Annotated in this window: 19 protein-coding genes; 13 read left to right on the plus strand and 6 right to left on the minus strand. The window is 72.4% G+C overall.

Going from position 1 to position 22,732, the window contains the following annotated elements:
- Positions 1-359: 359 nt before the first annotated feature.
- The gene (locus GCL84_RS05360; RefSeq protein WP_156754234.1) at positions 360-2,126 is read right to left on the minus strand and encodes a coiled-coil domain-containing protein; all 1,767 of its coding nucleotides are present in this window, start codon (positions 2,124-2,126) and stop codon (positions 360-362) included.
- 401 nt (positions 2,127-2,527) lie between these two features.
- On the opposite strand from GCL84_RS05360, the gene GCL84_RS05365 reads away from it, so the two are divergent.
- On the plus strand, positions 2,528-3,460 hold the full coding sequence (locus GCL84_RS05365; RefSeq protein WP_156754235.1) for a S8 family serine peptidase: 933 nt from the start codon (positions 2,528-2,530) through the stop codon (positions 3,458-3,460).
- Positions 3,461-3,861: 401 nt separating this feature from the next.
- Positions 3,862-7,236 (plus strand): pyruvate carboxylase, encoded by a 3,375-nt coding sequence (locus GCL84_RS05370; protein ID WP_156754236.1) that lies wholly within the window; start codon positions 3,862-3,864, stop codon positions 7,234-7,236.
- A gap of 447 nt (positions 7,237-7,683) precedes the next feature.
- On the opposite strand, the gene GCL84_RS05375 is transcribed toward GCL84_RS05370, so the two are convergent.
- The gene (locus tag GCL84_RS05375; RefSeq protein WP_156754237.1) at positions 7,684-9,765 is read right to left on the minus strand and encodes a HelD family protein; all 2,082 of its coding nucleotides are present in this window, start codon (positions 9,763-9,765) and stop codon (positions 7,684-7,686) included.
- Positions 9,766-9,902: 137 nt separating this feature from the next.
- On the opposite strand from GCL84_RS05375, the gene rsmD reads away from it, so the two are divergent.
- Positions 9,903-10,457 carry a 16S rRNA (guanine(966)-N(2))-methyltransferase RsmD gene (gene rsmD / locus GCL84_RS05380; protein ID WP_156754238.1) on the plus strand — a complete coding sequence of 185 codons (555 nt, stop codon included), beginning with the start codon at positions 9,903-9,905 and terminating at the stop codon, positions 10,455-10,457.
- A gap of 18 nt (positions 10,458-10,475) precedes the next feature.
- Positions 10,476-10,958 (plus strand): pantetheine-phosphate adenylyltransferase, encoded by a 483-nt coding sequence (gene coaD, locus GCL84_RS05385; protein WP_156754239.1) that lies wholly within the window; start codon positions 10,476-10,478, stop codon positions 10,956-10,958.
- A 13-nt stretch (positions 10,959-10,971) separates the two neighbouring features.
- Here the strand turns inward: coaD and GCL84_RS05390 are convergent, their stop codons facing one another.
- Positions 10,972-11,436, minus strand: coding sequence for a GNAT family N-acetyltransferase (locus GCL84_RS05390; protein WP_268891324.1), 465 nt, complete (start codon positions 11,434-11,436; stop codon positions 10,972-10,974).
- A 91-nt stretch (positions 11,437-11,527) separates the two neighbouring features.
- Here GCL84_RS05390 and GCL84_RS05395 point away from each other — a divergent pair, with 91 nt between their 5' ends.
- From GCL84_RS05395 to GCL84_RS05435, 9 genes are all read left to right on the plus strand, one after another.
- Positions 11,528-11,959: a ribonuclease domain-containing protein gene (locus tag GCL84_RS05395; RefSeq protein WP_156754240.1), complete on the plus strand. Its 432-nt coding sequence runs from the start codon at positions 11,528-11,530 to the stop codon at positions 11,957-11,959.
- 124 nt (positions 11,960-12,083) lie between these two features.
- Positions 12,084-12,821 (plus strand): DivIVA domain-containing protein, encoded by a 738-nt coding sequence (locus GCL84_RS05400; protein ID WP_156754299.1) that lies wholly within the window; start codon positions 12,084-12,086, stop codon positions 12,819-12,821.
- 163 nt (positions 12,822-12,984) lie between these two features.
- Complete coding sequence (locus GCL84_RS05405; RefSeq protein ID WP_156754241.1) at positions 12,985-13,563, plus strand: YceD family protein; 579 nt, start codon at positions 12,985-12,987, stop codon at positions 13,561-13,563.
- Between the two features lie 57 nt (positions 13,564-13,620).
- Entirely contained in the window at positions 13,621-13,803 is a 183-nt protein-coding gene (gene rpmF, locus GCL84_RS05410) for a 50S ribosomal protein L32 (protein WP_156754242.1), read from the plus strand.
- Between the two features lie 19 nt (positions 13,804-13,822).
- On the plus strand, positions 13,823-14,563 hold the full coding sequence (gene rnc, locus GCL84_RS05415; protein ID WP_156754243.1) for a ribonuclease III: 741 nt from the start codon (positions 13,823-13,825) through the stop codon (positions 14,561-14,563).
- Complete coding sequence (mutM, locus tag GCL84_RS05420; RefSeq protein ID WP_156754244.1) at positions 14,556-15,422, plus strand: bifunctional DNA-formamidopyrimidine glycosylase/DNA-(apurinic or apyrimidinic site) lyase; 867 nt, start codon at positions 14,556-14,558, stop codon at positions 15,420-15,422. Before rnc ends, mutM begins: the two co-directional genes overlap by 8 nt.
- Positions 15,423-15,527: 105 nt before the next feature.
- Positions 15,528-15,857, plus strand: a complete 330-nt coding sequence (locus GCL84_RS05425; RefSeq protein ID WP_156754245.1) for a PadR family transcriptional regulator — start codon at positions 15,528-15,530, stop codon at positions 15,855-15,857.
- Positions 15,854-17,011 carry a DUF1700 domain-containing protein gene (locus tag GCL84_RS05430; RefSeq protein WP_156754246.1) on the plus strand — a complete coding sequence of 386 codons (1,158 nt, stop codon included), beginning with the start codon at positions 15,854-15,856 and terminating at the stop codon, positions 17,009-17,011. The genes GCL84_RS05425 and GCL84_RS05430 overlap by 4 nt, the downstream gene beginning before the upstream one ends.
- A 75-nt stretch (positions 17,012-17,086) precedes the next feature.
- The gene (locus GCL84_RS05435; RefSeq protein WP_156754247.1) at positions 17,087-17,761 is read left to right on the plus strand and encodes a response regulator; all 675 of its coding nucleotides are present in this window, start codon (positions 17,087-17,089) and stop codon (positions 17,759-17,761) included.
- Here GCL84_RS05435 and smc read toward each other — a convergent pair.
- Genes smc through GCL84_RS05450 form a run of 3 tightly spaced genes read right to left on the minus strand, consistent with a single transcriptional unit; the run spans position 17,724 to position 22,692 of the window.
- Positions 17,724-21,446, minus strand: a complete 3,723-nt coding sequence (smc, locus tag GCL84_RS05440) for a chromosome segregation protein SMC (RefSeq protein WP_156754248.1) — start codon at positions 21,444-21,446, stop codon at positions 17,724-17,726. The two genes, GCL84_RS05435 and smc, sit on opposite strands and share 38 nt — an antisense overlap.
- Positions 21,447-21,502: 56 nt before the next feature.
- Positions 21,503-22,180 (minus strand): anti-sigma factor family protein, encoded by a 678-nt coding sequence (locus GCL84_RS05445; protein ID WP_156754249.1) that lies wholly within the window; start codon positions 22,178-22,180, stop codon positions 21,503-21,505.
- Entirely contained in the window at positions 22,177-22,692 is a 516-nt protein-coding gene (locus GCL84_RS05450) for a sigma-70 family RNA polymerase sigma factor (protein ID WP_156754250.1), read from the minus strand. Before GCL84_RS05450 ends, GCL84_RS05445 begins: the two co-directional genes overlap by 4 nt.
- Positions 22,693-22,732 lie beyond the last annotated feature (40 nt).

Consider the following 22,732-nt stretch of genomic DNA (forward strand, 5'->3'; position numbering starts at 1 on the left):
GTGGGTGGTGCTGGTTTGGCTGTGTTCGGATCACCGTTCTCGCAGGGTGTGGGTAGTCGTCCACGGTGGGTGGAGGTTCGGTGGTGCTGACTCGGTCTGCGGTGTTGTCGGATGGGTGGCAGCCAGTGGGTGGTGCCGGTTCGGCTGTGCTCGGATCACCGTCCCATGGGGGTGCCGGGTAGGTCGTTGAGGGTCTGGCGTCGCGGACCGGGCCGGGCGGTGGTGTTGGGCGTCGATGTGTAGCGGCAGTCCGGGCTGTGGCTGGCGGGTGGTGCCGATCGGGCTGCCCCTGCCGCAGCGCGGGCGCGACGAGGCCCCGGCAGCGGTGCTGCCGGGGCCTCGTGGTCCGAGCCTGGTGGCTACCTGCCCGCGCGCGCCGGGGCGCCGTTGGGGGTCGGCTGCTTGGGCTGCTCGCCCGGCTTGGCCGCGGCCTGGGGGTTGCCCGCCGCGGGCTTGGCGGCGTCGGTGGCCTTGGCCATGGTCTCGGCGAAGTGCTTCTTCGCCTCCTCCAGGATCGAGAAGGTGTTCGTGACCTGCTCGGACACCCGCTTCTCGAAGGCGTCGGCCTTGTCGTGGCGGTCGTTGGCGTTGGCCAGCTTCGCCTCGGCCTCGGCGATCAGCGTGGCGGCCCGCTTGTCGGCGGCCTCGCGCTGGTTCTTGATCTCGGCCTCGGACTTGGCGCGCTGGTCGGCGACGACCTTCTCGGTGTCCGACTTGTGCTTCTCGGCGTCGGTGATGAGCTTCTCGGCCTGCTTCTCCGCGGTCTCGCGCTGCGACCTGATCTCCGAGTCGACCTTGGCGCGGAGTTCGCCGATCGACTTCTCCGTGTCCGCCTTCATCTTCTCGGTGTCGGCGACGAGCTTCGCGACGACGGCGTCGGCCTTGTCGCGCTGGGCCTTGAGCTCGGCGTCGGTGCGGGTGCGCAGGTCGGCCATCGCCTTCTCGGTGTCGGCCTTGTTCTTCTCCGCGTCCGCGACGAGCTTGGCCGCGGACGCCTCGGCCTTCTCGCGCTGGGCCTTGAGCTCGGCCTCGGTCTTGGCGCGCTGGTCGGCCAGGGCCTTCTCGGTGGCCGCGGTCTGGTCGGCCAGGGCCTTCTCGGTGCGGGTGGCCTGGTCGTTGAGCTCGGCCTCGGTGCGCGCGCGCAGGTCGGCGAGGGCCTTCTCGGTCTGGTCGGTCTTGGCCTTGAGCGTGGCCTCGACCTCGTCGGTGCGCTTGGCCAGCGCCTGCTCGGCCTGCGCCCGCTTGGCGGCGATCTCGTTCTCGGCCTGGGCGTCGGCGTCCTTGCGGACCTTGAGCGCCTCGGCGTCGAGCCGCTCGCGCACCCGCAGGGCGTCGGTGTCGAGCTGGTCGCGGTGCGCGGTCGCCTCGGCGTAGAGCTGGGCGATGCGCTCGTCGTTGGCCTTGGCCTGGGCGGCGATGTCGGCCCGCGCGTCGGCCATGAGCTTCTTGTGCTCGTCGGCCAGGGTGGCGCGCATGGTCTCGTACTCGGAGTCCAGCTCGGCGTGGTTGCGGGTGTAGTCCGCCTCGAGCTGCTTGCGGCGCTCCTCGAGGTCCACGATCATCTTGTCGTGCTTGGCCTTGAGGTCGGCCGCGTACTTGTCCGCCGCCGCCTTGGTGGCCGCCGCGGCGTCGTTGGCCTTGTTCCCGGTGTTCTGCGCGTAGGTCTCCGCCTTCTGGCGGGTCTGCGCGGCGTACTCGTCGGCGCCCTTGCGGGTGCCCGCCGAGTAGCCGTCGGCCTCCTTGCGCGTGTTCGCCGAGTAGCTCTCGGCGTCGGCGCGGGTCGACTTGCCGTACTCGTCGGCCTGCCGCTTGAACTCCGCGATCTCCTCTTCCGCCAGCTGCATCATCAGGCGGACCCGCTCGGTCATGCCCTCGGTGCTGTTGGGGTTCGAGCTGATGCGGTTGAGCCGCGTCGTCGTCTCCAGCAGCTGCTGCTGCAGCGAGCCGAGAGACTTGGTCAGCTCGCCGATCTTGCCTGCCGCGTCGTCCCGGTCCTTCTGGGCGTGGCGCAGGTCGTAGGTCAGGCGAGTGACTCGCTCGTTGACCTGCCGCGGGTTGTAGCCGCGCAGGACCGTGTCGAAGTGGGGTAGCCGGTCGTTCGACTCGGCGGCGTCACCAGAGGGCATTCCCTCACTTTAGTATGACCGCTCTTCAGGTGAACACGCCGGTCGGGATAATTCTCCGTATCGTCCACCTCCGTAACCCGAGCGCTCCTCGGCGCGTTGGCCTGCGTTGACCCCGCAGGTGGGCGGCCACTTCTCGGTAATGCTCACCTGGTGATGATTCCCCGGCCGCGCAAGCGTTCTCCAGGCCATCCGTCCACTCAGGCCGTGCGCGGAACAGCCCCGGGTGTCCATTCTCGACCCAACCGGATAACGACCGGGTGGCCGGTCGGCCACGCATCGTGGTTGGCGGTTTCCGGTCTTTCCCGGGGCGGGTCCGAAAACCGGACAGCCGTCCGGCAACGCCCTCGCCCGGCAAATGGTGATCCTTGCCCGGAGACGGCCTTGATCACTAAGACTGCGATATGAACTCTTTTCACGCGCGCCGCGCCCTCCCCGCTGTGGCGGTGCTCCTGCTCGGCCTCCTCGCGGCGGCACCCGCCCACGCGGGCGGTTCGGACGTCCTGGCCGACCAGCCCAACGCCCCCTGGGGCCTCGACCGCATCGACCAGCGCACCGGGACGAACGGCGAGTACCACTACGAGACCACCGCCGCCAACGTCCGCGTCTACGTCGTCGGCACCGGCGTCAGCCCGGTCCCGGACCTGCTCAACCGCCTGCTGCCCGGCTACGCGACCGGCGGCGGCAGCACCGCCGACGACAACGGCAACGGCACCTTCCTCGCGGGCGTCGCGGCCGGGACCACCCACGGGGTGGCCAAGCGGGCGAAGGTCGTCCCGGTGAAGGTGCTCGGCGCGAACGGGTCGGGCACGGTCGCCCAGGTCGTCGCGGGCCTGGACTGGGTCCGGGCCAACGCCGTCAAGCCCGCCGTCGCCCTGCTGTCCATCGGCGGCGGCGCGAGCACCCCCGTCGACGACGCCGTGCGGCGGCTCATCGCCTCCGGCGTCACCGTCTCGGCCGCCGCGGGCGGCTCGAACGCCAACGCGTCCGATTTTTCCCCCGCGCGGGTGAGTGAGGCGCTGGTCTCCACCGCCCTCACCCGGCAGGACTGCAAGCACCGCTCCGCCAACTACGGCCCGACCGTCGACGTGCTCGCCCCGGGCGAGGGCATCACCGGGCCATGGCCCGGCGGCGGCGTCAGCACCATGTCCGGCAGTTCGGTCGCCGCGGCGTTCACCGCGGGCGCCGCGGCCCTGCGGCACTCGGTCAACCCCACCTGGACCCCCGCCCAGGTGCACGCCGCCGTGGTGGCCAGCGGCTCCCCCCTCCCCGCGGGCTGCTCGATCCCGACCGGCTCACCCAGCCGCATCCTCCACACCGGACCGTTCGCCCAGTGAGACGGCGGGTGCGCGGCCGACCGCAAGATCACCGGACGTTTATCACGCTAGGTGACCGCCCGATGCGAACGCCTCGCTCCCGGCGGTGCCGCCTGCCTGGCAGGCCGCCCCCGTGAACCGCTCGAATCGGACACTCGCCGAGCGGAGCGACGTGACGACCGACACTCACTGACGTTCATGAGAACGCAACAGAGCCCGGCGGGAACCGCCTGGATAACCGTACGCCCGGCACAATTGCGCCCCCGGTGAGGACCTGTGGGGCAAGAGTGCTGGGAGGGACACAAAGCGGGCGGTCGCCGCAACCGGGATGGCATCCGTCACGTGGGACGATTCTCCCGGCGTCTGGGAAAACCACGGTAACCTCCTGCGACCGACTCTGAGTCAGCAGGAGGTAACCGGGCATGTTCCGCAAGGTGCTTGTCGCCAACCGTGGCGAGATCGCCATCCGGGCGTTCCGAGCCGGATACGAGCTCGGCGCCGGGACGGTCGCCGTCTTCCCGCACGAGGACCGCAACTCCCAGCACCGGATGAAGGCCGACGAGGCCTACGAGATCGGCGAACAGGGGCACCCGGTCCGGGCCTACCTCTCCGTCGAGGAGATCATCAAGGCGGCCAAGAAGGCGGGCGCCGACGCGGTCTACCCCGGCTACGGCTTCCTCTCCGAGAACCCCGACCTGTCCAAGGCGTGCGCGGACAACGGCATCACCTTCGTCGGCCCCTCCGACGACATCCTGGAGCTGACCGGCAACAAGGCCCGCGCCATCGCCGCCGCGCGCGAGGCGGGCCTGCCCGTGCTGCGCTCCTCGGAGCCGTCCAAGGACGTCGAGGGCCTGCTGGCCACCGCCGAGGAGATCGGCTTCCCGATCTTCGTCAAGGCGGTCGCGGGCGGCGGCGGGCGCGGGATGCGCCGCGTCGAGGACCCCAAGGGCCTGCGCGACGCGCTCGAGGCGGCCATGCGCGAGGCCGAGTCCGCCTTCGGCGACGCCACCGTGTTCCTCGAGCAGGCCGTCCTGGACCCGCGCCACATCGAGGTGCAGATCCTCGCCGACGGCGCGGGCAACGTGATCCACCTCTACGAGCGCGACTGCTCGCTGCAGCGCCGCCACCAGAAGGTGATCGAGATCGCCCCGGCGCCGAACCTGTCCGCGCAGCTGCGCGACCAGATCTGCCAGGACGCGGTCAAGTTCGCCAGGCACATCGGCTACAAGAACGCGGGCACCGTCGAGTTCCTCCTCGACACCCGCGGCAACCACGTCTTCATCGAGATGAACCCGCGCATCCAGGTCGAGCACACGGTGACCGAGGAGGTCACCGACGTCGACCTGGTGCAGGCGCAGCTGCGCATCGCCGCGGGCGAGACCCTCGACGACCTCGGCCTGCGCCAGGAGGACATCTACCTGCGCGGCGCGGCCCTGCAGTGCCGCATCACCACCGAGGACCCGGCCAACGGCTTCCGCCCCGACGTGGGCATGATCTCGGCCTACCGCTCCCCGGGCGGCTCGGGCATCCGCCTCGACGGCGGCACCGCCGCGGGCGCCGAGGTCTCCGCGCACTTCGACTCCATGCTGGTCAAGCTGACCTGCCGGGGCCGCGACTTCGACCTGGCCGTGCGCCGGGCCAAGCGCGCCGTGGCCGAGTTCCGCATCCGCGGCGTGGCGACCAACATCCCGTTCCTGCAGGCGGTGCTGGACGACGAGGACTTCCGCGCGGGCCGGGTCACCACGGCCTTCATCGAGGAGCGCCCGTACCTGCTCACCGCCCGGCACTCCGCCGACCGCGGCACCCGCCTGCTGACCTACCTGGCCGACGTCACGGTCAACCAGCCCAACGGCGAGCGCCCCAAGGTCATCAACCCGCTGGAGAAGCTGCCCGCGGCCGACCTGTCGGTCGCCCCGCCCGCCGGGTCCAAGCAGAAGCTCGTCGAGCTGGGCCCGGAGGGCTTCGCCCGCTGGCTGCGCGAGTCCAACCGGGTCGGCGTCACCGACACCACCTTCCGCGACGCGCACCAGTCGCTGCTGGCGACCCGCGTGCGCACCAAGGACCTGCTGGCGATCGCCCCGCACGTGGCCCGCAACACCCCCGAGCTGCTCTCGCTCGAGGCGTGGGGCGGCGCGACCTACGACGTGGCGCTGCGCTTCCTCGCCGAGGACCCGTGGGACCGGCTCGCCGCGCTGCGCGCGGCGGTGCCCAACATCTGCCTGCAGATGCTGCTGCGCGGGCGCAACACCGTCGGGTACACGCCCTACCCGACCGAGGTGACCGACGCCTTCGTCGAGGAGGCCACCAAGACCGGCATCGACATCTTCCGCATCTTCGACGCCCTCAACGACGTCGAGCAGATGCGCCCGGCCATCGAGGCGGTGCGCAACACCGGCACGGCCGTCGCCGAGGTCGCGCTGTGCTACACCGCCGACCTGGCCGACCCGAACGAGCAGCTCTACACCCTGGACTACTACCTCAAGCTGGCCGAGCAGATCGTCGGCGCGGGCGCGCACGTGCTGGCCATCAAGGACATGGCGGGCCTGCTGCGCCCGCCCGCCGCGCAGCGCCTGGTCACCGCGCTGCGCAAGGAGTTCGACCTGCCGGTGCACCTGCACACCCACGACACCGCGGGCGGGCAGCTGGCCACCTACCTGGCCGCCATCCAGTCCGGGGTGGACGCCGTGGACGGCGCGGTGGCGTCGATGTCGGGCACCACCTCGCAGCCCTCGCTGTCGGCCATCGTCGCCGCCACCGACCACAGCGACCGGGAGACCGGGCTGTCGCTGCAGGCGGTGTCGGACATGGAGCCGTACTGGGAGATCGTCCGCAAGATCTACAAGCCGTTCGAGGCGGGCCTGCCCTCGCCGACCGGCCGCGTGTACCACCACGAGATCCCCGGCGGGCAGCTCTCCAACCTGCGCACCCAGGCGGTCGCGCTGGGCCTGGGCGACCGGTTCGAGGAGATCGAGACCATCTACGCCGCGGCCGACCGGATGCTGGGCCGCCTGGTCAAGGTGACCCCGTCGTCCAAGGTCGTCGGCGACCTCGCGCTGCACCTGGTGGGCGCCGGGGTGGACCCGGGGGAGTTCGAGGCCGAGCCCAACCGCTTCGACATCCCCGGCTCGGTCATCGGCTTCCTGCACGGCGAGCTGGGCGACCCGGCGGGCGGCTGGCCGGAGCCCTTCCGCAGCAAGGCCCTGCAGGGCCGCTCGGCCCCCAAGGGCGTCGCCGAGCTGACCGCAGACGACCGCGAGGGCCTGGCGAACGACCGCCGCAAGACCCTCAACCGCCTGCTGTTCCCCGGCCCGACCAAGGACTACGAGACCCACCGCGCCGCCTTCGGCGACACGAGCATCCTGGCGTCGAAGGACTACTTCTTCGGCCTGGAGCAGGGCAAGGAGTACGCGGTCTCGCTGGAGAAGGGCGTCACCCTCCTCATCGAACTCGAGGCGGTCGGCGACGCCGACGAGCGCGGCATGCGCACCGTCATGGCCACCCTCAACGGCCAGCTCCGCCCGATCCAGGTCCGCGACCGCTCGGTGGCCACGGACCTCCCGGTGGCGGAGAAGGCCGACCGCGCCAACCCCAACCAGGTCGCCGCGCCGTTCGCGGGCGTCGTGACCCTGTCCGTGGCCGAGGGCGACGAGGTCGAGGCGGGCGCCACGATCGCGACCATCGAGGCCATGAAGATGGAGGCCGCCATCACCGCCCCGAAGGGCGGCAAGGTGGCCCGCCTGGCGATCGGCTCGGTGCAGCAGGTCGAGGGCGGGGACCTGTTGGTGGTCCTGGAGTAGCAGTTCCTCGGTGCCGGAAGGGGTCGTGCGGTCGCGCGGCCCCTTCCGTCGTCGCTGTGCCCCTCGCGGTTTTCCTGGCGTGCGCACGATCTCCCCCGATCAAGCGGTTCCAGCACCTCGGCGGTGCCGGCTTCCTGTTCAGGATTGGCCGTGTCCGCCGCCGGTTCCAGGGGCGGTCGGAATCTGGGGATGGATTCGGCGGCTGTGGACAACCCGTCCCGGCCGAACCGTTCTTGTCGGTGCCCACCGGTAGCGTTGAAACCGGGGGTCCCCCGGGGAAGATGATCTTGAGTGGGAGTCCTCGGCCCGACCGGCGGAGTCTCCCGCCAGGGTCAGGCAGCGGCGGGAGACGGCGCCGGCGCGGGTGGTGGACTCGCCGCCCGGGTCCTCGTGGCGGGCCGGGGTGAACGGCCCGTGCCGATCGGTGTGCTGCTGCCTGGCGGCCACTCAGTGGTGATCGGGCCAGCCCTCCCTGGTGGTCAGCACGGTCAGCCGCTGCGTCGCGCGGGTCAGCGCGACGTAGAGCGTGCGCGGGCCGGTGGTCGACTCGGCGACCAGTTCGTCCGGCGCGACCAGCACCACGGCGTCGTACTCCAGGCCCTTGGACTCCAGGCCGTCCACCACGTGCACGCGATCCTCACCGAGCCCCGCCGCCGCCTCGCGGACGCGGTCCACCCGGGCGGTGGCGGTGATGATGCCGACGGTGCCGTCGACCTCGGACAGCAGGTCCACCGCCGCCTTCAGCGAGGTGTGCTCCAGGTCGTCGGCCGGGCAGACCTCGACCAGGGGGTCCACGCCGGTGCTGCGGACGGCGATGGGGAGCTGCTCGGGCTCGGCGACGCCCGTGACGACCTTGCCCGCCAGGTCGAAGATCTCCGCCGAGTTGCGGTAGTTGGTGCGCAGCGCGAACTTGCGGTGCTGGGTGCGCGGGCCGCCGAAGGCCTCCTGCTGGGCCTGCCTGGCCTCGGCCGGGTCCGGCCAGGACGACTGCACCGGGTCGCCCACCACGGTCCAGCTCGCGTACTTCCCGCGCCTGCCGACCATCCGCCACTGCATGGGCGAGAGGTCCTGGGCCTCGTCGACGACGATGTGGGAGTACTCGTCGTAGTCCTGGCGGGCCGGGGGCTGACCGGCGTGCTCGCCCCGGCGGCGCTTGCGGGGCGGGGCGCCCAGCAGGACGCGGACCTCGTCGAGCAGGGCGATGTCGGCGGTGGAGAAGCCGGGCAGCGCCCACGAGTCGGCGAGCTGGTCGACCTCGGCGCGGGTCAGCGTCCGCCCCGCAGCGCGCGCGAGCCGACGCCGGTCGGACAGGCCGCGCAGCACCTCCTGCGGGGTCAGCAACTGCCACCACACGACGACGAACCGGTGGAAGTCGATGCGCTCGCCCAGGTCGGTCAGCAGCTCCTGGCGGGTGACCGGGTAGTCCTCGTAGGACTCGGCCTTGCGCCACAGCGCCTCGAGCAGCGCCTCGGCCGCGTCGACCCTGGACTGGTTGGGCGGGCGGCGGCCGTTGTGCAGCGACGCGCGGACCTTGGCCAGGTCGCGGGCGTCGAGCTTGAGCACCTCGCCCTTGAACATGATCCGGAACTCGGTCGGCGCGTCGACCGGGGCCTCGCGGATCGCCTTGCGCAGCACCTTGCGCATCCGCAGCGAGCCCTTGACCGCCGCGACCGGGCCGGAGTCCACGCGGGTGGCGGCGGCGCCGTCGAGCAGGTCGCTGAGCGAGCGCAGCTCCACGGTGTCCTCGCCCATCGACGGCAGGACCCGGGAGATGTAGGAGGTGAACGCGGGGGAGGGGCCGACCACGAGCACGCCGGAGCCGCCCATCCGCCTGCGGTCCCGGTAGAGCAGGTACGCCACCCGGTGCAGCGCGACGGCGGTCTTGCCGGTGCCGGGGCCGCCGGTGATCTCGGTGACCCCGCGCCACGGCGCCCGGATCGCCTCGTCCTGCTCCTTCTGGATGGTGGCCACGATGTCGCGCATGTTCTCGCCGCGCGCCCTGGTCAGGCTGGCGATCAGCGCGCCCTCGCCGATCACCGGCATGTCCTCGGAGCGCGCCTCGGGCATCAGCAGGTCGTCGTCGATGTCGACCACCGACTGCCCGGTCGAGCGGATCACCCTGCGCCGGATGACATCCATCGGCTGCTCGGCGGTGGCCTGGTAGAACGGCGCCGCCGCGGGGGCGCGCCAGTCGGTGACCAGGTTGTCGAACTCGCTGTCGCGCACGCCGAGGCGGCCGACGTACATCGTCTCCGGCTCGGTGGTGTCCAGCCTGCCGAACACCAGGCCCTCGTGCTCGGCGTCGAGCGAGCGCAGGATCTGGTTGGCGTGGCGGACCATCACGTCCCGCTCGAACAGCATCGCCGCCTGCTCGAAAACGGCCTCGTTGCGCGCGCCGTGGGCGAGTTCGTCGCCCCGGTCGCGCATCGCCTCGGCCTCGTCGCGCATCTCCGCGACCCGTGTGTACACGAGGTCGACGTGCTTCTGCTCGACCGCGATCTCGGCCTCTCTCACCGAGCTTTCGGACACCCAAGCTCCCACGGTTGTTTCGGACGGGACAAGCGAGATTACGCCCCCCGGTGCGGACGGGAATCGACCTCCGGGTCTATGTGCTCGGCCTCACCCCGGCCGCGGGCCACCTGCCCGGGGTCGGGCACGATGGACCGGTGACCAGGATCGTGGCGGGCACCGCGGGCGGACGCAGGCTCGGTGTCCCGGCCAAGGGCACCCGCCCCACCGCCGATCGCGTGCGCGAGGCCCTCTTCAGCGCGCTCGAGGCCGCCGTCGGCATCGCGGGGAGCAGGGTGCTCGACCTCTACGCGGGCTCGGGCGCGCTCGGCCTGGAGGCGCTCTCGCGCGGGGCCGAGGCCGCCACGCTGGTGGAGCACCACCGCGACGCCGTGGCCGTGCTGCGCCGCAACGCGGCCGCCGTCGGCCTCCCTGGCGCGGACGTGCGGGCGGGCAAGGTCGCCACCGTGCTGGCCGCGCCGCCGCGAGCTCCGTACGACATCGTGTTCGCCGACCCGCCGTACGCGCTGCCGGACGAGGAGCTGGCGGTGGCGCTGACCGCCCTCGTCGAGCAGGGGTGGGTGGCCGAGGGGAGCACGGTCGTGGTCGAGCGGGCCGCGAAGGCGGGGCCGCCGCGGTGGCCCGCGCCGCTGGAGCCGACCAGGTCAAAGCGCTACGGCGACACCGAAGTGCACTGGGCCCAGTGCCGTTGAGCCGGTAGCTTCGCGGGCATGACCACAGCGGTGTGCCCCGGTTCCTACGACCCGCCCACCAACGGCCACCTGGACGTCTTCGAGCGGGCGGCGGGCCTGTTCGACGAGGTCGTGGTGCTGATCGGGGTCAACAAGAGCAAGAAGGGCCTGTTCAGCGTCGACGAGCGGATCACCCTGCTCGCAGGCGCGATCGCCCACCTGGACAACGTGCGGGTCGACTCCTGGTACGGGCTGACGGTCGACTACTGCGCGGCCAACGGCGTCCAGGCGATCGTCAAGGGCCTGCGCACCGCGTCCGACTTCGACTACGAGCTGCCGATGGCGCAGATGAACCAGCAGCTCACCGGGGTCGAGACGCTGTTCCTGCCGACCCGTCCCGGCCTGAGCCACCTGTCCAGCTCGCTGGTCAAGGAGGTCGCGGCCTTCGGCGGGAACGTCGAGGGGATGCTCCCGGAGGAGGTGCACGCCCGGCTGCTCGCCCGCCTGGCGGAGCAGGCCTAGGAGCCGGGCGCGGTCACAGCGGGAGCTTCATCCCGATGTGGCTGGCGACGAAGCCCAGCCGCTCGTAGAAGCGCTGGGCGTCCTTGCGGGTGGCGTCCGTCGTCAACTGGACCAGGCTGGCGCCGCGGACCCGCGCCCGCTCGATCGCCCAGGCGAACAGCTCCTCGCCCACACCCGCGCCGCGCTGATCGGCCCGCACCCGCACGCCCTCGATCGTCGCGCGGGTCGCCCCGACCCTGGACAGGCCAGGGGTGAACGTGAGCTGCAGCGTGCCGACGACCTCCCCGTCGCGCTCGGCCACCACCAGCTCCTGGTTGGGGTCGGCGGCGATGGCGGAGAACGCCTGGTCGTAGCCGGGGTCGCCGGGGTTCTCCCGGCTCGCGCCCAGCGGGTCGTCGGTCAGCATGGCGACGATGGCCGGGATGTCCGCAGCCGTGGCCGCGCGGAACTCTGGGGTGTTCGCTGCGCTGTCCTGCACGCCCACCACTGTGCCGGCGCGTGATCAGAACGCCACGGTGGGTTCACGTTCGAGACCAAGAGAACTCATTTTGGTGACTTACGGTTGGTTAATGAGCAACATGACAACGAAGATGGTGAAGTCCTTCCTCGCGCTGGTGCTCGCGACCCTCGGCCTGGTCGGCCTGGCCGGGACGGCGGCGGCCGAGCCCGCCGCGGCCCCGGCCGCCGTCGTCGCCGCGCAGCCCGACTGCGGTGACACCGCCGGCTACAACGAGGTCTCGCTGTCGAGCCTGCCCGCCCAGGCGACCGACACCTACAACCTGATCCAGACCGGCGGCCCGTTCCCGTTCGACCAGGACGGCACGGTCTTCCAGAACCGCGAGGGCCTGCTCCCGGCGTGCTCCTCGGGCTACTACCGCGAGTACACCGTCATCACCCCCGGCTCCGGCACCCGCGGCGCGCGCCGCATCGTCGCGGGCGACGGCGGCGAGCACTTCTACACCTCGGACCACTACGAGAGCTTCTCCCTGATCTCCGTCTGACCCGGCCAACCGCCTCCCGGTCCCGGGCGTGTCGCGTCGAGGGGACACGCCCGGGCCCGATCTCCCCGCCCGGCGCGCCCGCTGCGGGCACAATCTCCGCCGGGAGCAGGCGGAGGTGGGAGCTGTGTACAAGGTCTTCGAGGCGATCGACGAACTGGTGACGATCCTGGAGGAGGCCAGGGGCGTGCCCATGACCTCTGGCTGTGTCGTCCCCCGTGGCGACGTGCTGGAACTGCTCGACGAGGTGCGCGACGCGCTGCCGACCGAGATGGACGACGCCCAGGACGTGCTCGACCGCAAGGACGAGATCGTCGGCGGCGCCGAGCACGCGGCCGAGACGATGCTGTCCAAGGCCCGGCTCGACGCGGAGAAGGCCGTGGCCGAGGCGCACGCCGAGGCCCAGCGGATGGTCGCCGAGGCCACCGACCACGCCCACCGCCTCGTCGGCGAGGCCCAGGCCGAGGCCGACCGGGTCGCCGCGGCCGGGCGCGCCGAGTACGAGGGCCTGGTCGGGCGCTCCCGCGACGAGGCCGACCGGATGATCCAGGCGGGCCGGGAGGCCTACGAGCGCTCGGTCGAGGAGGGCCGCTTCGAGCAGGGCAGGCTGGTCGCGCAGACCGAGGTCGTGCAGACCGCCCGCGCCGAAGCCGCGCGCCTGCTCGACGAGGCCAGGGCCGAGGCCGCCCGCCAGCGCGCGGAGTGCGACGCCTACGTCGACGACAAGCTGGGCGAGTTCGAGGACCTGCTCGGCCACACCCTGCGCTCGGTCGGCAAGGGCCGCGTGCACCTGCGCGGCGGCCCCGGGGTGCCCGCGGGCGGTCCGGCGTTCGACGGCGCGCCGTTCGACTACGAGGGCGCCTGACGCCCAGGCCGAGCCCCGGGGGGCCGCCCCGATCACGCCGCCGATCGAATTTCGCTCGTCGGGGCCGGTCGCGTACCCTGGTCTGGTTGACCCGTCGTGGTCGCATCCGCAGGAACAACCCCGCAGGAAAAAACCCCCGTAGGAACACAGAGGTCTCCGCATCATGTCCGCCACGCGCAAGAGCCAGGATCGGCACCTGCTGAGCAGCCCGTGGGTGATCGACACCCGCGAGCTCGGCAGGCGACCCGGCTCCAGTCGCCCGGTCACCAGGACCGCCGAGGCCGCGCACGCGATCGGCCTCGAGGGCGTCATCGCCATCCCGGTCGGCGCGGAGGTGGAGTTGGACCTGCTGCTGGAGTCGGTGGTCGAGGGCGTGCTGGTCTCCGGCGCCGCGTCGGGCACGCTCGAGGGCGAGTGCTCGCGCTGCCTGGACCCGATCTCCGAGCGGATCGAGGTCGACCTCACCGAGCTGTTCGCCTACCCGGACAGCACGACCGAGGCGACCACCGACGACGACGAGATCCCGAGGCTGGTCGACGACCGCCTCGACCTCGAACCCGTCGTGCGGGACGCGGTCGTGCTGGCCGTCCCGCACGTGCCGCTGTGCGAGCCGGACTGCGCCGGGCTGTGCGCGGATTGCGGCCGCAAGTGGGCCGAGGTCGGCCCCGATCACCGGCATGAGACCATTGACCCCCGGTGGGCCGCGTTGCAGGAGCGGTTCCCGCAGGACCAGGGGGAGTAACACCCGGTTCGTCCTGCACACCAGCTCGTCGAAGCTCGCGAAGGAAGAGAGACAGTCGTGGCCGTCCCCAAGCGGAAGATGTCGCGCTCCAACACCCGTTCGCGCCGTTCGCAGTGGAAGGCCTCGGCCATCCACCTGGTGAACTGCTCGAACAAGGCGTGCCGGGCGCCCAAGCCGCAGCACATCGCCTGCCCGACCTGCGGCCAGTACGACGGCCGTCAGGTCACGCAGCCCGCGTGATGCCCAGGTAGGGCAACACATGGGGGGCAAGGGGAACCGCGGCCCGGTCGCGGACTCGAAAGTGCTGCTCGACGCGCTCGGCGTCCCACTGGACGCCGAGCTGCTCGAGCTCGCCCTGACCCACCGCTCGTACGCGTACGAGAACGGGGGGCTCCCCCCCAACGAGCGGCTGGAGTTCCTCGGGGACGCCGTGCTCGGCCTGGTCGTCACCGACCACCTCTACCGCGCGCACCCCGACCTGCCCGAGGGCCAGTTGGCCAAGCTGCGGGCCAGCGTGGTCAACATGCACGCGCTGGCCGGGGTGGCCAGGGGCCTGGGGCCGGACGGGCTGGGCTCGCACCTGCTGCTGGGCAAGGGCGAGGAGCTCACCGGCGGTCGGGACAAGGCCAGCATCCTGGCCGACGGCATGGAGGCCGTGATCGGCGCGGTCTACCTGGAGCACGGCATCGACACCGCGCGCCAGGTGGTGCACCGCCACTTCGACCCGCTGCTGGCCGAGGCGCCGCTGCGCGGGGCGGGCCTGGACTGGAAGACCAGCCTCCAGGAGCTCACCGCGTCCGCCGGTCTCGGCGTGCCCGAGTACCGGGTGCGCGAGGAGGGGCCGGACCACCGCAAGGAGTTCACCGCCATCGTCGTGGTGAACGGCCAGGGCTACGGCAACGGCGACGGCAAGACGAAGAAGGAAGCCGAGCAGAAGGCGGCCGAGGCCGCCTGGCGCGAGCTGTCCGAGAAGATCGCCACCCCGGGGGACGGTGCCTGAGCTCCCCGAGGTCGAGGTCGTGCGCCGCGGCCTCGAGGCCCACGTCACCGGCCGCCCGGTGGCCAGGGTCGAGGTCTTCCACCCCCGCGCGATCCGCCGCCACGTGCCTGGCGCCGTCGACTTCGCCGCCCGCATCGCCGGGTCGACGCTGGTCGCGGCCCGCCGCCGGGGCAAGTACCTGTGGATCGACCTCAGCACCGGCGAGGCGGTCCTGGCCCACCTGGGCATGAGCGGCCAGATGCTGGTCCAGCCGCCCGGCGCGCCGGACGAGAAGCACCTGCGCGTCCGCGTCGCCTTCGCCGACGACGGCCCCGAACTGCGCTTCGTGGACCAGCGCACCTTCGGCGGCCTCTCGGTCGAGGAGACCGTCGCCGTCGACGGGACCGTCCTGCCCGTCCCGGTCGCCCACATCGCGCGCGACCCGATGGACCCCCACTTCTCCCTCGACGCCGCCGTCGCCGCGCTGCGCCGCAAGAAGACCGAGGTCAAACGAGCCCTGCTGGACCAGACGGTCGTCTCCGGCATCGGCAACATCTACGCCGACGAGGCCCTCTGGCGCGCCCGCCTGCACTGGGCCCGTCCCACCGACAAGCTCACCAAGCCCAAGGCGGCCGAGGTCCTCACCGAGGCCACCACGGTCATGGCCGACGCCCTCCGCGCGGGCGGCACGTCCTTCGACGCCCTGTACGTGAACATCAACGGCCAGTCCGGGTACTTCGACCGCAGCCTGAACGCCTACGGGCAGGAGGGCGAGCCCTGCCCGAGGTGCGGCAGGCCGATCCGCCGCGAGCCGTTCATGAACCGCTCGTCGTTCACCTGCCCCCGGTGCCAGCCGCACCCAGCGGGCTTCTCCCGCTAGTCGCACAACCTCCTGAGCTGCACTTTGTTGCGGCTCACGTTCTGTCGCTTGCGCGGTACTGCGCTTTGCGCAATAGTGTTCCTAGCGCGATACCGGGGAGGGCGTATGGACACCAGTCAGTTGCTCAAGGGGGTGCTGGACCTCGCCGTGCTGGCTGTGCTCAGGGATGAGGACGGGTACGGGTACGACGTCCTGCGGCGGCTGCGGGCCGGGGGGATGGGGGAGGTGGGCGACGCCTCGGTGTACGGGACGCTCCGGCGGCTGTACAAGGCGGGACTGCTCACGTCCTACGTCGTTCCCTCCGACGAGGGGCCGCACCGCAAGTACTACGGGATGAACGACGCCGGGCGAGAACGCCTGGTGGAGTCGGAGAAGGCCTGGCGGGCCTTCCAGGAGACGTTGGACGCGATCCTGCGGAAGGGGGCAGTGGCGTGAACGGGACGGATACGCGCTCGGAGCTGGAGGACTACCTGCGTCGGGTGCGGGTGGCGCTGGCCGACCTGCCCGCTGACGAGCTGGCCGAGGTCATGGAGGACGTCGAGCCGAACGTGCTGGAGGCGTTCGAGGAGACCGGGTCGATCGAGGAGCTGACCAAGCGGCTGGGCACGCCGGAGGCCTACGCCGAGGAGTTGCGGACCGCGGGGGGCTACCCGCCCGCGCCGTCAGCGCCGACGCGGACCGTCGGCGACCGGTTCTCGGCCCGGTACGTGGTGTGGGTGACCGGGTTCAGCATCGTCGTCGGGTTCTTCACCGGCACCGTCGGCGGGGGCCGCTACGCCTCGGACCGCTACGTCGTGCTCATGCTCTGCGCGCCGATCCTCGCGCTGGCGCTGTGGCTGCTGTTCAGCGGCCGGGTGCGGCGGGTCGACATCGAGAGCCTGCGGGAGTACCAGGCCGCGCGGCGCACCGGGCGGTCCGCCGTCGCGCAGCTCCCGCCGAACGTGGTGGAGTACCTGCGCAGCATGCAGCCCGCGTGGTGGCTGGTGCGGGTGGTGCTGCTCGGGGTGGCGTTCATCGCCGCGCTGTCGGTGAGCTCGGAGGCGTTCCTGCTGATCGGGCTGCTGATCGCCGGGCTCGTCTGGGCGGGCTTCCGGGTGCGGCAGGACCGCAGGGTGCTGCCGGTCGTGCTGGTGGCCAACGCCTTCGCGGTCGGGATGGCGGTGGCCCTGCTCAGCGCGGTCATCAGCGACGCGGACTCGTCGCGCAGCCCTTACGTCACCGCCGACTACCGGGGCAGCGGGCTGTGGTTCGACGGCGAGCCCCTCGACAACATCTACGCCGTGGACGCCCAAGGGCGCCAGATCTCCAAGTTCTACCTCTACGACGGGACCGGCAGGCCGCTGGTCAGCCGGGGCGACAGCTGCGAGCCGTCCGGGTCCGACCTGACCAACGAGTACCCGAAGCCCGAGGTCGACTACACGCAGGGCGGCTGCACCACGTCGACGAACATGCCGGTCTTGCCGCTGCCGCCGACCGCGCCGGTCTCCGTCTCGCCGTCGACGTCGGTCTCGCCGTCGACCTCGGTGCCGTCGTCGGCGCCGGAGACGGCTCCTGGGTCCACCCCGCCCGCGCCCACCACCACGGGCTAGGCGGGGAGGGGGGGACGGGGCGGGAGCGGGCATCGGGGGCCTGCTCCCGCCCCCTTCTCGGTCTACCGTGGCGGTGTGACCAAGGTGTTGGTTGTGGACGATGAGCCGCAGATCGTGCGGGCGCTGCGGATCAACCTGACCGCGCGCGGGTACGAGGTGTTCACCGCCGCTGACGGGGTCGGGGCGTTGCGTGCTGCCGCTGATCGGCGTCCGGATGTCGTCATCCTCGATCTGGGGCTGCCTGACCTGGACGGCGCCGAGGTGATCGCGGGGATTCGGGGCTGGACCGCTGTCCCGATCATCGTCCTGTCCGCCCGGACTGATTCCGCTGACAAGGTCTCCGCGCTCGATGCCGGGGCCGATGACTACGTGACCAAGCCCTTCGGCATGGATGAGTTGCTGGCGCGGCTTCGGGCTGCTGTTCGCCGGGCTGCGCCCGCGGGGGAGCAGGCTGTGGTGGAGACTGCCTCGTTCGTCGTGGACTTGGCGGCCAAGAAGGTGCGGCGGGGTGGGGTGGAGGTGCACCTGACGCCGACCGAGTGGGGGCTGTTGGAGATCTTGGCCCGGAATCCGGGGAAGCTGGTGCCGCAGCGGTTGCTGTTGCGGGAGGTCTGGGGGGTGAAGTACGAGGGGGAGACGCAGTACTTGCGGGTGTACTTCGCTCAGTTGCGGCGGAAGTTGGAGGACGTGGCTGCTCGGCCTCGGCATTTGATCACTGAGGCTGGGATGGGTTATCGGTTGGAGTTGTGAGGGGGAGGCCGGGGTCCGGTTCGGAGCTGGGAGGTGCGGGGGGCAGAGCGGGGGCGGCGTCCTGGGGGGCTTCTGGGGGAGGGGCCATGGCGCGGGCGGGGGGCTCGCGGTCGGGGTTGATGCGTTGGGAGATGACCTGGGTGATGCCGTCTCCGCGCATGCTGACGCCGTAGAGGGCGTCGGCTATCTCCATGGTGGGTTTCTGGTGGGTGATGATGATGAGCTGGCTGCTGGCTCTTAGTTGTTCCAAGAGGCCGATGAGGCGGCGCATGTTGGTGTCGTCCAGGGCGGCTTCCACCTCGTCCATGACGTAGAAGGGGGAGGGGCGGGCGCGGAAGATGGCCACCAGCATGGCCACGGCCACCAGGGACTTCTCACCACCGGAGAGCAGGGAGAGGCGCTTGACCTTCTTGCCGGGGGGACGGGCCTCCACGTCCACGCCGGTGGCGAGCATGTCCTCGGGGTCGGTGAGGATCATGCGGCCCTCGCCGCCGGGGAACAGCACGTCGAAGACCGTCTCGAACTCGCGGGCGACGTCGAAGTAGGCGGAGGCGAAGACCTCGAGGATCTTCTCGTCCACCTCCTTGATGACCGTCAGCAGGTCGCGGCGGGTGTCCTTGAGGTCCTCGAGTTGGGTGGAGAGGAACTTGTAGCGCTCCTCCAGCGCGGCGAACTCCTCCAGGGCCAGCGGGTTGACCTTGCCCAGGGTGGTCAGGTCGCGCTCGGCGCGCTTGGCGCGGCGGGCCTGGGTGTCGCGGTCGTAGGGGGTCGACGGCGGGGCGACGACGTCCTCGCCGCGGTCGCGGGCGGCCTCGTACTCGGCCAGGTCGGCGGGGGAGGGGGGGACCGGCACGTCCGGGCCGTACTCGGCCACCAGGTCGTCCAGGCCGATGCCGAACGACTCGGTGATCTTGAGCTCCAACTGCTCGAGCCGCAGCCGCTGCTCGGCGCGCAGGACCTCGTCCCGGTGCACCGCGTCGACCAGCTTCTCCAGCTCCGAGGACAGCTCGCGCACCTTGGTCCGCACGTCGGCCAGCACCCGCTCGCGGTCGACGCGCTGGGCCTGGATGACGTCGCGGTCCTGCGCGGCGCGGGCCAGCGAGGCGCTGATCCGCGCCAACGCGGTCTCACCGCCGGAGACGACGGCCTGGGCGACGGTGGACGCGCGCCTGCGGGCGGCCATCGCGCGGGCGGCGCGCTCGCGGGCCTCGCGCTCGGCGCGGGCGGCCCGGCGCAGCCCGTCGGCCTTGCCCTGGATCGAGCGGTGCCGCTCCTCGGCGGTGCGCAGCGACAGCCGCGCCTCCATCTCCTCCTGCCGCGCGGACGACAGCGAGGCGGCGAACTCGTCGCGCTCGGCGGAGTCGGGCTCGTCGTCGACGTGCTCCTCCTGCACGGCGACGAGCCGCTCCTCCAGGTCGGCCAGCTTGGCCAGCGCGTCCTCGCGGGTGGCCTCGACCTTGCCGCGCTGCGACACCGCGCGCTCGACCTCGGCCTCGGCCGACCGCACGACCTGCCGGAGCCGGTTGAGCCGCTCCGAGGACCGGGCCGCGCGGACCTTGGCGTCGTTCATCAGCTCCTTGACCGCGTTCACGTCGTCGCGGCGCGCCTGCTGCTCGGCCCGCGCGCCCGCCAGCGCCGCCGAGGCCTGCTCGAGCGCGCGCTCGGCGGCGCCGAGCTTCGCGTTGGCCTCGTCCACCGCCGCCTGCACCTCGATGACGCTGCGCGCCTTCTCCGACCCGCCGATCGCCCAGTGCGCGCCCAGCAGGTCGCCCTCGCCGGTCACCGCCCGCACGTCCGGGTGCTCGGCCACCAGCGACCGCGCCGCGGGCAGGTCGGCCACCACGGCCATCCGCTCCAGCGCCCGGCGCACCGCGGGCAGCAGCGCCTCCGGGGCCTGGACGAGGTCCACCGCCCAGCGCGCGCCCGGCGGCAGCACCGGCCACCCGGACCGGTCCGACGACTCGGCGGCCCCGCCGACCAGCAGCCCGGCCCGCCCGGCGTCGCCAGCGCGCAGCATCCGCAGCGCCTCGAGCGCGCCGTCCGGGCTCGCCACCGCTACCGCGTCGGCCACCGGGCCCAGCGCCGCGGCCAGCGCCGCCTCCGCGCCCGGCTCCACGGTCAGCAGCGCGGCGACCGACCCCAGCAGCCCCGGCAGCCGGTCGGCGGCGGCGAGCAGCGCGCCCGCGCCGTCCTTGCGGCTGAGCCCCAGCGACAGCGCGTCCACCCGCGCCCGCCACGACGAGATGTCCTTGTCCGCTTGGCGCTCGGCGCGCACCAACTCCTCGACCCTGGCCCGCGCGGTGTCCGCGGCGGCGGAGGCGCGCTGGAGGCGCTCGGCCAGCCCGGCGTCGTCGGTGTCCTCGACCTCGGTGCCCGCCTGCGCCTCGGCCAGCTCCTCGGCCGCGACCTCGGCGCGCTCGCGGGCCTCGCCGAGGGAGTACGACAGCCGCTCGATCTCCTCGCCGGTGGCGTTGGCCTTCGACCGCAGCGCCTCGACCTGCCCGGACAGCCGGGCCAGGCCCTCGCGGCGGTCGGCGATCGCGCGGACGGCGGCCAGGTGCGCCTTCTCCGCGGCCTGCACCATCCGCTCCAGCTCGGCGCGCCGCTCGGTCGACTCGGCCAGCGCGTAGCGGGCCTCGGCGACGGCCTCGAACAGCTCGGCCTCCTGCACGGCGGTGTGCTCGGCCTCGGCCTCCATCTCGTCGGGGTCGCGCCCGCCGGTGCGCGCCTCGGTGGCGGCGGACAGGTGCCGGGCGCGCTCGACGGCCAGCCGGACGGTGCCGCGCAGCCGCTCCTCCAGGGCCGAGAGCCGGTACCAGGTCTCCTGGGCGGCGGCGAGCTTCGGCGCGTCCTCGGCGAGGTTGTCCTCCAGCTCCCGCTGGCGGGCCTGGCCGATCTCCAGCGCGCCCTCGACCTCGGCGCGCTTGCGCCGGGCGGTGGCCTCGTCCGCCTCGTCGCGGGCGAGGTCCGCGCGCTGGCTGACCAGGTCGTCGGCGTGCAGGCGCAGCCGCGCGTCACGCAGCTCGGACTGCACGGTCTGCGCCCGGCGGGCGATCTCGGCCTGCTTGCCCAGCGGCTTGAGCTGGCGGCGCAGCTCGCCGGTGAGGTCGGTGAGCCGGGTGAGGTTGGCCTGCATCGCGTCGAGCTTGCGGACGGCCTTCTCTTTGCGCTTGCGGTGCTTGAGGACCCCCGCGGCCTCCTCGATGAACGCGCGGCGCTCCTCCGGCTTGGACTCCAGGATCGCGCTGAGCTGGCCCTGGCCGACGATCACGTGCATCTCGCGGCCGATGCCGGAGTCGCTGAGCAGCTCCTGGACGTCCATCAGGCGGCAGCCGTTGCCGTTGATCTCGTACTCGCTGGCGCCGTCGCGGAACATCCGGCGGGTGATGCTGACCTCGGCGTACTCGATCGGCAGGGCGCCGTCGGCGTTGTCGATGGTCAGGGTCACCTCGGCACGGCCGAGCGCGGCCCGCCCGGCGGTCCCGGCGAAGATGACGTCCTCCATCTTGCCGCCGCGCAGGCCCTTCGCGCTGCCCTCGCCCATGACCCAGCGCAACGCGTCGAGCACGTTGGACTTGCCGGAGCCGTTCGGGCCGACGACGCAGGTGATGCCCGGCTCGAACTTCAGGGTCGTCGCCGAGGCGAAGGACTTGAACCCCTTCAGCGTCAGGCTCTTGAGGTGCACGGGGCGGACCCCTCCAGGTGGCTGAGGGCAGCGTTATCCGGCTGAGACTACCCGGCCTAGGCGGGGGCCTGGATGTTGACCAGCACCCGGTCGTCGTCGGTCACGACCTGGACCTGGCTGATCCGGCCCAGGTCGATCGAGGTGCTGCCCGGGATCTGCTCGTCGGTCAGGTAGCCGCTCGACCACCACCCGGCCACCTCGCGGTCGCCGTCGCGGCCGCGCACGACCAGCTTGCACGGCTTGCCCGGCGGCACGTCCTTGAGCCGGATCCTGAACTCGGTGCCCCAGCTCCGGATGGTCAGCTCCACGTCGGCGCGCACGCCGCTGGCCGGGTCGGTGGCCGTCCAGGACACCGGGGCCACGGCCGGGGCAGGCGGTTGGGTGGCCTGCTCGGTGGCCTCCTCGCCCAGCACGCGGTAGCCGACGACCGCGCCCAGGGCCAGCACGAGCACCGCCGCGGCGGCGCTGAGCAGCACCCGCTGCCGCCGCCACAGCCCGGCGCGGGGGGCGGCGTCCTCGGGGGCCACGGCCAGGTCGGCGGCCGTGGGCTCCACCGACTCGGCGAAGTCCTCCGGTTTGACCCGGTGCAGCAGGCCGGGCAGCGGCGAGAGCTTGACCAGCTCGGCCCGGCAGGAGGCGCACCGGCCCAGGTGCGCCTCGAAGTCGGCCCGCGCGCCCGGGTCGAGCGCGCCGAGCAGGTACGCGCCGAGCGCGTTCGTCTCGTGGCAGGTCACAGCTCCGTCACCCCCCGCTCCTCCAACGCGTCGCGCAGCGCCCGCAGCGCGTAGAACGACCTCGACTTGACCGTGCCCGCGGGCACGCCGAGCACCTTGGCAGCCTCGGCCACCGTCCGCCGCCGGTAGAACAGCTCGACGATGACCGAGCGGTGGTCGCGCGACAGCGCGCGCATCGCCTCGGCGACCTGCCAGCCCTGCAGCACCTGTTCGAACTCGTCACCGGAGCGCGGCCAGTCCTTGTCCTCGATCGGCACCTCGGCCACCCTGGCGCGCTGCCTGCGGTAGCCGGTGATCACCAGGTTGCGGGCCACCGTGTACAGCCACGGCCCGGCCGTGTCGGCGACCAGCGCCTCGCGGCCCCGCCAGGCCCGCAGCAGCGTCTCCTGGACCACGTCCTCCGCGCGCTGGTGATCGCCGCCCACCGCGCGGAGCACGTATCCCAGCAGCGGCCGCCGGTAGCGGTCGTAGAGCTCGCGGACGAAGGCGTCGTCCTCGTCGGCACCGGGCACACCGGTTGCTACGCCTAGCGGGGCACGGCGGTTCACCCGC

This window comes from Actinokineospora pegani (assembly GCF_009745975.1).
Lineage (GTDB): Bacteria > Actinomycetota > Actinomycetes > Mycobacteriales > Pseudonocardiaceae > Actinokineospora > Actinokineospora pegani.